Raw genomic sequence first — 12,508 nt, 5'->3', positions numbered from 1 at the left:
ACCCTACCGACGTCGGCCCGGCCGGAAGTCTCGGAGGCCGTCGGGATCAGCGTCGTCGTCGCGGTCGCGGCCCTCGTTGTCGTCCCGCTCGCCGTCGTCCCGCTCGCCGTCGTCCCGCTCGCCGGCGGAGCTCCCCTCCCGGCGCGGGCGGCCGAACACCGACCGCTCGCGGCGCCGCAGCACGTCGAGGTCCCGCACGGTCCAGCTCCGCACCGGTGCCGGGACACGCCACTGTCGCCACCACGCGACCATGCGGAACGCGAACACGAGGAAGGACAACACGGTCGCGGCGATCGGCCCCCAGGTGTCGGTGGCCACGGCGAGGGCCGTCAGGGCGGCACCGGTCGCCGCCGGGATGACATACAGGTTGGAGCCGCTGAACACCGCGGGGATCTCGTTGGCGACCACGTCCCGCAGCAACCCGCCGCCCACCGCCGTGACCACCCCGAGCAGCAGCGCCGACGCGACCGGCATCCCGTGATCCAGCGCCCGCGCGGTGCCGAAGGTGCAGAACAGCCCTAGGCCCGCGGCGTCGAACGCGACGATCAGGGTCTGCACGCGGTGGATGAGCGAACCGAGCAGGTACACGACCGCCGCCGCGACCACGGGCGCGACCAGGTAGATCGGCTCCGACAGCGCGAGCGGGGTGACCCCCAGCAGGACGTCACGGATGATGCCGCCACCGAGACCGGCGAGAAGCCCCAGCACGAGGCCACCGGTGATGTCGATGTCCTTCCGCGCCGCCAGCAGGTTCCCGGACAGGGCGAAGAAGAACACACCCATCAGGTCGAACCACAGGACCAGCGGCGAGGACTCCACGGCGGGGCCTAGACCACCGCGTCGGCCGCGTCCGACGCATCCGTGGTGGAACGCGCGTGATGACGGTTGCGCACCGCCCGGAACGTCCAGAGCTTGTTGACGATGAAGTTGATCGGCATCGTGATGAGGATCGTCAGCAGCTGACTCCAGTACTCACGGGAGTTGATCCCGGCGTCCTCGTGGAACAGCGGCTCCGGTAGGTAGAACGGGCTGGTGGGGTTGGTGAACGCGAGCTTGATGAAGATACCCGCGGCCGCCGCCACCGACCCCACCACAAGGAACGGCCAGAACTCCTGCCAGGGCGGCGCCTTGTGCCCCTTGCCGAACGTCCAGTGCCGGTTGAGCAGGAAGTTGTAGACGTTCGCCACGAGGAAGGCCACGATCCACACCAGCGTGGTGAACCGGAAGTTGAACTCCGTCCCCCCGAGCGGGAAGAGGATGTCCTGGGCGTTCTGTGTCCCGCCGTTGGCCTTGTTCATCAGGACCGTGACGATCATGTTCACGACCATGCCGGAGCCACCCACGATCCCGAACATGAGGAACTGTCGGGCGCCACGACGGTAGCGGCCGGGTTCGGGGAGGGCTGGGGTCACAGGCGATGAGTCTAGGCGTTCACCGCCCTCTCAGGCCGCGCCGTGGCCTTCCGCGATGCGTTCCGCCGGGTCCTCGATGGGCCCGGGTGCGGTGCCGTCGCCGAACGGTCGACCGCCCAGTTCCTCGCGGTGGTGCGGGGTGAGCAGACCGGACAGGTCCGGCCCCTTGGGGACCACACCGGTGGGGTTCACGTCCCGGTGGACGTCGTAGTAGTGCTCCTTGATCTGCGGGAAGTCGCAGGTGTCACCGAAACCGGGGGTCTGGAACAGGTCCCGCAGGTAGCCCCACAGCGCGGGCATCTCGGAGATCTTGTTGCGGTTGGCCTTGAAATGGCCGTGGTAGACCGCGTCGAAGCGGACCAGTGTGGTGAACAACCGGATGTCCGCGACGGTGATCGTGTCGCCGACGAGGTAGCGGCGCGTGGACAGCCGCTCCTCGAGCCGGTCCAGCGATTCCCACAGCTCGTCGTAGGCCTGCTCGTAGGCGTCCTGGTCCGCCGCGAATCCGCAGCGGTACACGCCGTTGTTCACGGTGGGGTAGATCCACGAGTCCAGCTCGTCGATCTCGTCCCGGTGCTCGGCCGGGTACAGGTCCGGGGCACCCTCGCGGTGGAAGGCCGTCCACTCGGAGAGGAGATCGAAGTTGAGCTTCTGATAGGCGTTGGTCACCACCGACTTGGTGGGCAGATCGACCAGCGCGGGGACCGTGATGCCGCGCGGGTAGTCGGGGATCCGGTTGAAGTAGGCCTCCTGCAGGCGGTGCAGGCCGGTCTCCGGGTCGCGCTCGTCCGGGTCGAGGTCGAAGACCCAGGAGTTGACGTCGTGCGTGGGGCCCGCGAGGCCCATCGAGATGACGCCCTCGAGCCCCATGAGTCTGCGCACGATGATGGTGCGACTGGCCCACGGGCAGGCGCGGGCGGCCATGAGTCGATACCGGCCGGGCTCCACCGGCCACCGCATCTCGCCCACCCTGTCCCCCACCGGTTCCGACCCGGCCGGTACGTCCGCCACCACGCGATCGTTGATGTAGGTGGCGTCGCGGACGAACTCACCGTCGGTCGAGGCGTTCCTGGCGGGCGTGAAGTCGGTGTCGGCAGCCATGAGGGCCTCCAGAGATCGGCGTGAGGTTATTGATGCATCACCAACATACCGGGTGGGATGTGGCCAGGCCAGCCCTCCTCCCGACAAGGGGTGTGCGACGCTGGGCACCATGGACTCCGCGCACGTCGACGACGTCCCCGCCCGCTACTCCGACTTCGCCGAGTTCGAGGTCCGCGGACGCACCCCGGTGTACCTCTCCTGGGCCCGGGGCCTCGCGGACGACCCCGACACCAGCGACCTCATCGCCTCGCTGCCCCGGATCAAGCGTCAGCCGGCACTGTTCTTCGCCGCCGCCCGTCACGCCGGTGCGCCCGAGACCGAGGACTACCCGGCCTTCCGCGACTTCGTCCACGAACACTGGCCGGGGATCGAACAGATCGCGCTCACGCACTCCACGCAGACCAACGAGGCCAAGCGCTGCGCGGTGCTCCTGCCGTTCCTGTCCCTGCTGCCCGGACCGCTCTCGCTGGTGGAGATGGGCGCCTCCGCCGGCCTGTGCCTCTACCCGGACCGCTACGCCTACCGGTACACGCTCGACGGCGGCGTCACCCGCGAGCTGACGCCCGCAATCGTCGACTCTCCCGCGGCGCCCCCGGTCCTGGACTGCGACCTGCGCGGCGGCGTCCCGCTGCCCCGCGCGTTGCCGGAGGTCGTCCACCGGGGCGGCGTCGACCTCTCCCCCATCGATCCAGCCGACCCGGATTCCCGCGACTGGCTACGCAGCCTGGTCTGGCCCGGACAGCAGGCCGAGCGCGTGCCCCGCCTGGACGCCGCGCTCGACATCGCGGCCGCCGACCCGCCGCAGATCATCGCCGGCGACCTGGTCGAGGAGCTGGAGGCCTCCGTCGCCGCGTGTCCCGCGGGATCGACACCGGTGGTGTTCCACACCGCGGTGCTCGGCTACCTCGAGCCGCCGGCCCGCGCCGAGTTCGTCCGCCGGGTCACCGAGCTGGACTGTGTGTGGATCTCGGTCGAGGGTGTGACCCTCCTGCCCGACGTCGCCGAGCAGGTCCCGGGGTCGCTCCGTCGACACAAGGGCATCTTCGTCGTCGCCGTCAACGGACGCCCCCTGGCCACGGCGCACGGCCACGGCGACTGGGTCCGCGCGCTCGACCTGCCCTGAGCTAGCCGAACGGCCACCCGCGCCGCATCGGCACGTCCGTTCCGGACCCACTCGCGTCGGGCTCGATGAGGTACTCCGTGCCGAAGGCCGCGGCGTAGATGTCCGGCGGGAACGCCAGCATCATGCCGATGTCGCTGGTCTGACTGGCGTGGCACTGCATCGCGCGCCGCTTGAGGTCGATCACGTCCGACGGCAGGTCGATCGCCCACGCGATCTCCGACTCCGCGACCCCGATCGGTTGCCCGTCGTCGCCGATGAGGATCGCCTGCCGGATCCGATCCGCGTCGAGGTCCATCCCGCCGGCCGCGAGAGCCTGCATGAACTCGGCCGCGGCGGGGCTGTCGAGCATCTCCACCTGGGCGTCCCGGTTGGTCGTGGCCTCCATCAGGCGGGGACGTCGCGCGGCCACCTCCGCCGCGCGCCGGGCGATCCGGTGGACCGCGATGTGGTCGGGGTGCCCGTAGTTCCCGTGGTGGTCATAGCCCACCAGGACGTCGGCGTCCTCGCGGTCGCAGATCCGCGCCACCCGCGCGGCGGCCTCGTCGACGTCGGCGCTGTGGAGGCTCAGCGGGTGATCGTTCTGCTCCCACCCGGTCATCCCCGAATCCCGGTACCCCAGCCAGTCGATCCGGGCCACGCCCAGCACCGCCGCCGCCGCACGGGCCTCCCCTCGCCGGTGCTCCACCAGGTCGCCGTCGGGTCCGAGGTGCTCGGGGCGCTCACCGTGATCGCCGTCGGTGGCGAACACCGTCACCACCCGGTGCCCGGCGCGGGAGGCGAGCGCCATCATCCCCGCGGTCTGGGACGTCTCGTCGTCGGGATGGGCGTGGAGGAACACGATGGTCGACACCCGGACATTCTGCCCTGCCGGCCGCCCCGCGCGGGGCGTCACGCCCGTGCGTCGGGATGGCCCGCGAGCCAGCAATCGAACGCCTCGGCGCTGGTCAGCTCAGGCGTGTAGCCGAAGACCGTCCGTAGACGCGTGTTGTCCAGCACCGGGCGGTAACGCAGGAAGCCGGTCTGCTCGGGCCCGTAGCGGCTGACCCGCAGTGCGCTTCCCACGGCGAGGACCGCCTTGAGCACCGGCTCGGGGATCGCGAGGGTGCGCTTGCCGAGCCGCGCCGCGATCTGGTGGATGGTCAGCGTGCCGGTGCCGGCCACGTTGAACGTGCCGGGCGGCCCGTCACCCACCGCGCGCACGACGATCGCCACCAGATCGGTGTCCCAGATGAACACGAACGGCGAGTCCGACCCCCGCACGGCCAGCAGCCGCCGCCGGTGGAACAGGGCGGTGATCTGGTTGTCCACGGCGTCGCCCAGGATCGTGCCGATGCGCAACACGACCTGCTCCAGCTCCGGGTGCTCCCGGCGGGCGTCGGCGAGCAGGTGTTCGACGAGCGCCTTGTGGTGGCTGTACGCGAAGGCGCTGGTGCCGCGGACCGGGTGACCCTCGGTGATGGGCACCGGATTGTCCGCGTGGTAGCCGTAGGCCGCGCCCGACGAGGACACGACGAGCCGCCCGACCCCGTGTTCTACACAGGCGTCGAGGACGTGGCGGGAGCCGTCGACATCCACCCGGTAAGCGGCGTGGCGCCCCATCCCGTCGGGGTCGACGATCGAGGCCAGGTGGACGACGGCGTGATGGCCCGCCACGGCGGCGGAGACGGCGGCGGCGGTCACGTCGAGGCGCACGTGCCGCACCCCGGCGTCGCCCGGGCCGTCCGGCACCAGCAGGTCGCCGCTCGTGACCTCGTGCCCGGCCGCCGCGAGTCCGGCCACCACCCCTCTGCCGAGGAACCCGCTGCCGCCGGTGACCAGAACCTTCATGCCGTGACCTTCCTGTTCTCGGCGTTCGTCGTGCTGTGCCGCGCCCACACCACGGCGACGACCAACCCGGCTATGATGTCCCACACACCCCACCACGCGGCGACCAGGGCCATCCCACCGAGTCCGTCGAAGAAGCTGAACACGAACAGCAGTCCCAGTCCGGCGTTGCGGATGCCCACCTCGAACGTCATGGCCTTGCGGGCGGGGACGTCGAGCCGGAACCCGCGCGCGATGCCGTACCCGAGGCCCAGGGCGAGTGCGTCGTGGAGGAACACCGCCACCGCCACCACCCCGATGTAGGCCACGAACAGCGCCCAGCTGTTGGCGACCGCGATCACGATGATCCCGCCCAGCGCCACGAACGACAGGACCCCCACCACGCGGTGGGTGCGCGCCGCGACCTGCGGCAGCAGGTGCGACACGGTCAGCCCGAGCGCGAACGGCAGCGCGATGACCAGCAGCACCTCGCTGAGCATGTCCCACGGGGCCACGTCGCCGCGCGCCCGGTGCGTGAGGATGTTGGAGACGTTGCCGGGCGGGCAGCACGCCACGAGGATCATGCCGAGCGCGACCGACCCCTGCACGCCGAGCAGCAGCGTCAGCAGGAACGTCAGCGCGGGCAGCAGCGCGAACTGTGCTGCCACGGCCACCGCGAACGCCCTGGGCTTGCGCAGCGCCAGCCGGAAGTCGGAGAGCCGCGTGTCCATGGCGATGCCGAACAGGATCAGCCCCAGGACGATCTTCAGCGTGGTGAGGGACCCGGAGTCGAACGCGATCCGGATGTCGTCGACGTTCACGAGCCGGCCCCCGGTGTCTGCGCGGCGTCCGAACCCGCCGCTTCCATGCGCGCGACCAGCCCGGTCACGGCGCCGCGGTAGGCGCTCTTGTTGACGTAGTAGGCCATCCGGTCCAGCCCGAGGTAGTGGTAGCCGCCCGTGAGGTCCGGGCGGGGGCCGCGCCGGGAGGAGTCGACGACGGCGAGGGCCGCACGCCCGGCCGGTGAGTCCTCACGGCGTGCCGCGAGATAGCGGGCGACGAGGTCGGCCTGTTCGTAGCGGCCCTGCCAGCTGATGCCGGAGGCCTCGAGCATGCCGAGTACGGCGAGGTCGTCGCGGGCCGACGGGAAGATGTTGAGGTTCAGGTCCGGCGCGGCGGCGCTCTCGGCCCAGTCGAGGTGGCGGCGGTCGATGAACGGGTAGTCCAGCACGTAGCCGGTGGCGAGCATGACCAGGTCGTACTCGCCGGAGGTCCCGTCGACGAAGTGCACGGTTCGCCCGTCGAACCGGTCGATGTCCGCGCGGACCCCGATGTCGCCGTGCCCCACGTGCTGCAGGATCAACGAGTTCACCACGGGGTGGGACTCGTAGATCTTGTGGTCGGGCTCCGGGAAGCCGAACCGGGTCGGGTCGCCGGTGAAGGCCTTGAGTACGCGTGAGTCGATGAACTGCTTGATCCGCGGGGGCAGGGGGCGGCCGCCGGACCCGAGGGTGTCGGCGGGTCGGCCGAAGAGGTACTTGGGCACGAAGTGGTAGCCGCGCCGCAGGCTGATGTCGACCGACGCGGCGTGGTGGACGGCGTCGACCGCGATGTCGCAGCCACTGTTGCCGCCGCCCACCACGAGGACGCGCTTCCCGGCCAGCTCCCGCGGGTACTTGTAGCGGCTGGTGTGGCGGACCTCGCCACTGAACCGGCCCGCGAACTCCGGGATCTTGGGCTCAGAGAGGGTGCCGTTCGCGATCACCAGCGCCGAGAACTCCCCGGCGTCAGCCTCGGGCCCGGGGCCCACCTCGTCGTCGTCGGTCCCACCGCCGCCCCCACCCACCGCGCGCACGTGGAGTCGCCACCCGGAGTCGCGCGCGTCACTCACCGGTTCCGCGCGGACCACCTCGGTGCCGAAGCGGAACCGTTCGCGTAGGCCGAAGTGGTCGGCGAAGTCGCGAAGTAGGCCAGCAACCGGCGGTGGTCCGGGTAGTCGGGGGTGTCGGCCGGCATGGGGAACTCGGCGAACTCCGTGGTGCGGGCGGAGGAGATGAGGTGGGCCGAGGAGTAGACCGTGCTTCGCGGGGAGTCGATGTTCCACAGCCCGCCGACGTCTCCGGCGAGGTCGAAGCCCACCCAGGCGACGCCCTGACGGTCGAGGTTGCGGGCTGCGGCCAGGCCGGAGGGCCCGGCCCCGATGATGGCGACTGGACGGGTGTCAAAGATGGGCACGGGTACAGATACTGCCCCAGAACGCGAGAATCCCCGGCCGGTTTCGTCCGCACTGGACGAAATCGACCGGGGAGGGCCCGGAAGCGACCCGGAGTCTACTTCTCGCGAACGACCGAGCCGTCGTCCTGCAGACGCAGGAGCGGGTAGATGCCGTTCTCGTCGTGGTTCTCGTCGCCGACGACCGGGGGGTTGAAGACGCAGAGCATCTGCATCTCCTCCTCCACGATGACCTGGTGCTTCTCGTTGCCGTCGAGCAGGTACATGGAGCCCGCCTCGAGCGGGTACTCCTTGTCGTTGGTCAGGTCACGCAGGGTGCCCTTGCCACGGGTCAGCCACACGGCCTCGATGTGGTTGGCGTAGTGGAAGTCGTTGGTCGTGCCGGCCGCGATGGTGGTCTCGTGGAACGAGAACCCGACGCGGTCGTCGGCCAGGACGATGCGCTTGGACTCCCAGTTGCCGTTGTTACCCTTGATGTGGCGGTCGGTGTCGGTGATCTCTGCGGTGGTACGAACGATCATGCGGGGCCTCCTCGGCGAGGTCGTGGGTCGAGGGTGTGTGGTCTGGGCGCTCAGAGGTACTGCTGGGCGAGGACGTGGTCGACGGCCTCGTAGCAGATCTCGATGCCGCGATCACGCTCGTCGTCGGTCAGGGTGAGCGGGGCGAGGAACTTGACGACCTCGTCGCTCGGGCCGGCGGTCTCGACCAGCATCTTCTTGTCGAAGCACCGGGCCATGACCTCTCCGGCCAGCTCCGGCTTCTCGAGGAAGGCGATACCGAACGCCATGCCGCGGCCGCGGAGTTCGAGCTTTCCCTCGTACTTGTAGACCAGCGGGGAGAAGCGCTCGCGCAGGATGCGACCGTTCTCGAGGGTGCGGTTCTGGAGGGTGTCGTCGGACCAGTACTTGCGCAGCGCCACGTCGGCGGTGATGAATGCCATGTTGTTGCCGCGGAAGGTGCCGTTGTGCTCGCCCGGGGTCCACTCGTCGAGCTCGCGGTTGAACAGGGTGACCGCCAGTGGCAGGCCGTAGCCACCGATCGACTTGGACAGGCAGACGATGTCCGGCTTGATGCCCGCGAACTCGAACGAGAAGAACTCGCCGGTGCGACCGCAGCCCATCTGGACGTCGTCGACGATCAGCAGGATGTCGTGGCGCTTGCACAGCTCGTCGAGGGCCTTCAGCCACTCGGCGCGCGCAGCGTTGATGCCTCCCTCGCCCTGGACGCACTCGACGATCACGGCCGCCGGGCGGTTCATGCCCGAGCCGGAGTCGACGAGGACGCGCTCCATCCACTGGAAGTCCTCGGTGACGCCACCGAAGTAGTTGTCGTACGGCATCGGCGTGGCGTGGACCAGCGGGATGCCGGCACCGGCGCGCTTCATCGAGTTGCCGGTCACCGACAGCGATCCGAGGGTCATGCCGTGGAAAGAGTTCGTGAAGTTGATGATGGCCTCGCGGCCGGTGACCTTACGGGCCAGCTTGAGTGCCGACTCCACGGCGTTGGTGCCGGTCGGCCCGGGGAACATCACCTTGTAGTCCAGCCCGCGCGGCTCGAGGATCTTCGAGGAGAAGGTCTCCAGGAACGCGCGCTTGGCGACGGTGTACTTGTCGAGCGAGTGGGTGACGCCGTCGCGCTGGATGTACTCCAACAGCGCGCTCTTCATGTCGTCGTCGTTGTGGCCGTAGTTCAGTGCGCCGGCACCGCCGAAGAAGTCGAGGTACTCGTCTCCGTCGACGGTCGTGAGCGTGGTGCCCTTGGCGGTGTCGAATACCACCGGCCAGTTGCGCGAGTAGCTACGGACCTCCGACTCGCGGTCGGAGAAGATGTCCGTATTGGTGCTGGTGTCGTGCGTGGACTCGGTCATGGTCTTCAGATCACTCCATTTGTGAAGAGGCGGGCGACGGTGGCGGGCCGGGCGGCCCGCGCGCCCTCGTCTAGGAAATCGTGTACAGGTCTTCTTGCTCGTGACCTTCGCCGAGGAGTTCGGAGCTCAGGTAGTCCTCGTCGGACAGCGTCATCCCGCGGTCTCGCGCGACGGCACCGAAGGTGCGCTGGGACGCCTCGTTGTCCGGGCTGATGGTGGTGCGCAGGCGCACCACGCCGCGCTCGGCCAGCCGGTCCATGAGGCTGTGCAGCAGTCGCGCCGCCAGTCCCTTGCCGCGCTGGTCGGCGTCGACGCCGACCTGCCACACGAAGATCGTGTCCGGCTCCGAGGGGCGGATGAATCCGGTGACGAATCCGACGACCCGGCCCTCGACCTCCACCACCACGGAGCTCTCCGAGAACTCCGCCCCCCACAGCACGTAGGCATAGGAGGAGTTGAGGTCGAGAACGCCGCTGTCTCGGGCGATCTCCCACATGCGGGTTCCGTCGGCCGCGGTGGGCACACGGAACAGCGCGTCGGACGAATCAGGGTTACGGGGTACTACTCGTTCTCCTGGGTTCATAGTCGGTGTCCACCGTAGTGACGTCCCCACGTTGTTGCATCACCCTTCCCCAATTCGTTACCTGAAAACACGATGAGTGTGCAGGTGGCCGCCGGGGAGTGAGGTCGGTCACGGCGCAGTCTCCGACAACGGTTCCGGCGCCGGCCCTGCGGTGAGAGAATCAGGACATGGACGCCAACCCGATCACCGAATTCGACGAGGCGCGAAGTCTGCAGCTTCTGGGCACGGTCTCCCTGGGACGCCTGGTCACCGTCTCCGAGGGCCGTGCCGACATCTTCCCCGTCAACTACGCGCTCTCCCCGGAGGGCAAGCTCTTCTTCCGCACCGCGGAGGGCTCCAAGCTCGCCGGGATCACGGTCCATCCGGACGTCGTGTTCCAAGTCGACCACATCGAGGGCGACGACGCCTGGTCGATCGTCGTGCGTGGGACGGCGCGACGGCTCGACAGCTTCGCGGAGATCAACCGCGCGGAGGAGCTCGGGCTCAAGCCCTGGATCCCGACCCTGAAGTACAACTTCGTCGAGATCACGCCCGAGAAGATCTCCGGCCGCGGATTCACCTTCGGCGAGGAGCCGGAGCGCTACACCGGCTACTGATCCACGCCTCACTGGCCCGCGCCCACCTAGCCACCTACCCACCTAGAACGGTGGTGGGTCGATGAGTTCGTCGAGGCGTTCGTGGAGTAGGGCGCGGATGCCTTTTTCGATGTCGCTGTGGTGGGGTTTGTTGCGGGCCCACCAGCGGCTGGCGCTCTCGGGGGTGGCGCTGGCGGGGGTGGCTTTCTCGGGCGTGGTGTCGGTGGCCGCGCCGGTGCTGGAGCTGGAGGCGCCCGTGCCCGTGCCGGGCGCGGGTGGGGTGGGGTCAAAGGTGCGGGCGCGTTCGGCGTTGCGGCGTTCGGTGCGGTGGCGCGCGGCGCGGCGCGACCAGAACGTCGGCTCCGCGTCGGCCTGCTCGTCACCGGTGGGCCCGGGGCTGCGGCGTTGTTGCCGGGTCCACGCCTCGGTCTCGGCGCGGGCCTGTTCCCGCCGGTACTCGGCCAGTGGGCCGGAGGGTCGGGTGAGCATGGTCGAGCCGTCCGGGGCGCGCACAATCAGGGTGCCGTCGGGGTGCAGGTCGTAGATCCAGTCGGAGAAGGTCTTGAACCGGTGATGACGCCGGCACATTGCGGCCAGGTTGGCCTCGATGGTGTGCCCGCCCCGCTGGGGGTCGGCGTGATCGAACGGCACCACATGATCCAGATCACAGGCCTCGGCCGGGATCGCACAGCCGGGGTGGCGGCAGGTGCCGTCCCGTAGCCGGATCCGGCGCGCGAGTTCGGCGCTGGGCCGGTACTGCAGGGCGGTGCGGGCGTCGTCGGCGGCGCCGATGCGCGGGTCGATGGGTTCGAAGGTGGCTCCGTCGCTGGTGGCGAGCATGTCGAGCAGGGCCTGTAGGGCGGCCTGGCCGGTGCGGGTGAACTCCACCCGGGCGCCGCCGTCGTCGCGGGCGGTGTTGCCGGTGGCGATGACGGTGACCTTCGGCCGCAACGCCACCCCGGCACCCGGCGCGCCCGACCGGCCGGGGCGGGCCGGGGTGCCAGCCGGGGCGGCGTCGCCGCACACCAGGGACATCAGGGCGTCGGCGCGACGCTCGGCGATCGAGTAGTCCTCGACCTCGCCAGAGCCGCCGGCGCCGGGGTTGGCGGTGTCGGCTTGGGTGTTGGCGGCGGCTTGGGCGTCGGCGTACTTGTGGTCTTTCACGCGTTGGTCGAGGGCCTCGGCCAGGACGGCTGCTTCCTCGGTGGCCAGGATCGCCGACACACTCGACATGCCGTCGACGCCCTTGTGGAACCGCACCCCGCGGGTGCGGGCGGCTTCCTGGCGGCGCAGGCGGATGCCGTTGGCGTCGTAGCGGGCGATGATCGCATCGACGTTGCCGCGGATGGCTTTCTCACCAAGGCGCACCCCGCCCTCGATCGCGGCGAGATACTCCTCGACGACCTGCCGCTGCACCGCCTCGAGCACATCGACGTGGACGGTGGCCATCTGCGAGGCCAGGATATTCGCAGCCTGTAGATCCAGCCGCCCCTGCGCCATCGCGGACAGGATCGCCGGATACCGCAGGTGCAGATCGAGGGCGAAGGTGATCATCCGTTCGGCCCGGCCCGTCGAGATCGCCATCGCCGACACCACGTACCCGGCCGCGACATCGATCGGATCGAGTACCGCATGACCGGGCCGACACTCACCGCCGCCCGCCCCGGACTCCTCCCGACGCTGGCATTCGACAAACAACTCGTAACAGGCCACGAACCGGCGCGCCGCCGCGCGATTCTCGCCCATCCACCCCTCCCGCGCCGCCGCCCGCAACCCCGACAACGAAGAGGGCGCCGCGGAACCGGCGCCGCC

The 12,508-nt window shown here is 69.7% G+C and carries 12 protein-coding genes and 1 pseudogene; 2 read left to right on the top strand and 11 right to left on the bottom strand.

Annotated elements, in window-relative coordinates:
• Window positions 1-3: 3 nt before the first annotated feature.
• Genes G6R20_RS09375 through G6R20_RS09365 form a run of 3 tightly spaced genes read right to left on the bottom strand, consistent with a single transcriptional unit; the run spans window position 4 to window position 2,513 of the window.
• Window positions 4-819, bottom strand: coding sequence for a TRIC cation channel family protein (locus G6R20_RS09375; RefSeq protein ID WP_067715918.1), 816 nt, complete (start codon window positions 817-819; stop codon window positions 4-6).
• An 8-nt stretch (window positions 820-827) separates the two neighbouring features.
• Window positions 828-1,412 (bottom strand): GtrA family protein, encoded by a 585-nt coding sequence (locus G6R20_RS09370; protein WP_082923884.1) that lies wholly within the window; start codon window positions 1,410-1,412, stop codon window positions 828-830.
• A gap of 30 nt (window positions 1,413-1,442) precedes the next feature.
• The gene (locus G6R20_RS09365; RefSeq protein ID WP_067715913.1) at window positions 1,443-2,513 is read right to left on the bottom strand and encodes a glutathione S-transferase C-terminal domain-containing protein; all 1,071 of its coding nucleotides are present in this window, start codon (window positions 2,511-2,513) and stop codon (window positions 1,443-1,445) included.
• 109 nt (window positions 2,514-2,622) lie between these two features.
• On the opposite strand from G6R20_RS09365, the gene G6R20_RS09360 reads away from it, so the two are divergent.
• Window positions 2,623-3,636, top strand: a complete 1,014-nt coding sequence (locus G6R20_RS09360; protein WP_163376224.1) for a DUF2332 domain-containing protein — start codon at window positions 2,623-2,625, stop codon at window positions 3,634-3,636.
• 1 nt (window position 3,637) lies between these two features.
• Here the strand turns inward: G6R20_RS09360 and G6R20_RS09355 are convergent, their stop codons facing one another.
• The 7 genes and pseudogenes from G6R20_RS09355 to ectA form a co-directional block, all read right to left on the bottom strand.
• Window positions 3,638-4,486, bottom strand: a complete 849-nt coding sequence (locus G6R20_RS09355; RefSeq protein ID WP_069390137.1) for a PIG-L family deacetylase — start codon at window positions 4,484-4,486, stop codon at window positions 3,638-3,640.
• Window positions 4,487-4,524: 38 nt separating this feature from the next.
• On the bottom strand, window positions 4,525-5,463 hold the full coding sequence (locus G6R20_RS09350) for an NAD-dependent epimerase/dehydratase family protein (RefSeq protein WP_163376223.1): 939 nt from the start codon (window positions 5,461-5,463) through the stop codon (window positions 4,525-4,527).
• Entirely contained in the window at window positions 5,460-6,260 is an 801-nt protein-coding gene (locus G6R20_RS09345) for a bile acid:sodium symporter family protein (RefSeq protein ID WP_163376222.1), read from the bottom strand. The genes G6R20_RS09350 and G6R20_RS09345 overlap by 4 nt, the downstream gene beginning before the upstream one ends.
• Window positions 6,257-7,674 (bottom strand): annotated as a pseudogene (locus G6R20_RS09340) (NAD(P)/FAD-dependent oxidoreductase). Before G6R20_RS09340 ends, G6R20_RS09345 begins: the two are co-directional and overlap by 4 nt.
• A gap of 95 nt (window positions 7,675-7,769) precedes the next feature.
• Window positions 7,770-8,192: an ectoine synthase gene (locus G6R20_RS09335; protein ID WP_067715905.1), complete on the bottom strand. Its 423-nt coding sequence runs from the start codon at window positions 8,190-8,192 to the stop codon at window positions 7,770-7,772.
• 50 nt (window positions 8,193-8,242) lie between these two features.
• Window positions 8,243-9,538, bottom strand: coding sequence for a diaminobutyrate--2-oxoglutarate transaminase (ectB, locus tag G6R20_RS09330; protein ID WP_159147614.1), 1,296 nt, complete (start codon window positions 9,536-9,538; stop codon window positions 8,243-8,245).
• A 70-nt stretch (window positions 9,539-9,608) separates the two neighbouring features.
• On the bottom strand, window positions 9,609-10,121 hold the full coding sequence (ectA, locus tag G6R20_RS09325) for a diaminobutyrate acetyltransferase (RefSeq protein WP_067715900.1): 513 nt from the start codon (window positions 10,119-10,121) through the stop codon (window positions 9,609-9,611).
• 167 nt (window positions 10,122-10,288) lie between these two features.
• Between ectA and G6R20_RS09320 the strand changes: the two genes are divergently transcribed.
• Window positions 10,289-10,717, top strand: coding sequence for a pyridoxamine 5'-phosphate oxidase family protein (locus G6R20_RS09320; protein WP_069390131.1), 429 nt, complete (start codon window positions 10,289-10,291; stop codon window positions 10,715-10,717).
• A gap of 42 nt (window positions 10,718-10,759) precedes the next feature.
• Here the strand turns inward: G6R20_RS09320 and G6R20_RS09315 are convergent, their stop codons facing one another.
• Entirely contained in the window at window positions 10,760-12,442 is a 1,683-nt protein-coding gene (locus G6R20_RS09315; protein WP_240341364.1) for an HNH endonuclease signature motif containing protein, read from the bottom strand.
• Between the last annotated feature and the right edge of the window lie 66 nt (window positions 12,443-12,508).

The sequence above is a fragment of the Dietzia sp. Alg238-R159 genome (assembly GCF_900537145.1).
GTDB lineage: Bacteria > Actinomycetota > Actinomycetes > Mycobacteriales > Mycobacteriaceae > Dietzia > Dietzia kunjamensis.
Note: the sequence above shows the minus strand (reverse complement) of the source record. Positions and strands in the feature narration are given on the sequence as shown.

Bases quoted from the DNA above. Each gene is read 5' to 3' on its own strand.
- ectA (WP_067715900.1), bottom strand. From the start codon at position 10,121: ATGAACCCAGGAGAACGAGTAGTACCCCGTAACCCTGATTCGTCCGAC.
- G6R20_RS09335 (WP_067715905.1), bottom strand. From the start codon at position 8,192: ATGATCGTTCGTACCACCGCAGAGATCACCGACACCGACCGCCACATC.
- ectB (WP_159147614.1), bottom strand. From the start codon at position 9,538: ATGACCGAGTCCACGCACGACACCAGCACCAATACGGACATCTTCTCC.
- G6R20_RS09360 (WP_163376224.1), top strand. From the start codon at position 2,623: ATGGACTCCGCGCACGTCGACGACGTCCCCGCCCGCTACTCCGACTTC.
- G6R20_RS09350 (WP_163376223.1), bottom strand. From the start codon at position 5,463: ATGAAGGTTCTGGTCACCGGCGGCAGCGGGTTCCTCGGCAGAGGGGTG.
- G6R20_RS09320 (WP_069390131.1), top strand. From the start codon at position 10,289: ATGGACGCCAACCCGATCACCGAATTCGACGAGGCGCGAAGTCTGCAG.
- G6R20_RS09315 (WP_240341364.1), bottom strand. From the start codon at position 12,442: ATGGGCGAGAATCGCGCGGCGGCGCGCCGGTTCGTGGCCTGTTACGAG.
- G6R20_RS09365 (WP_067715913.1), bottom strand. From the start codon at position 2,513: ATGGCTGCCGACACCGACTTCACGCCCGCCAGGAACGCCTCGACCGAC.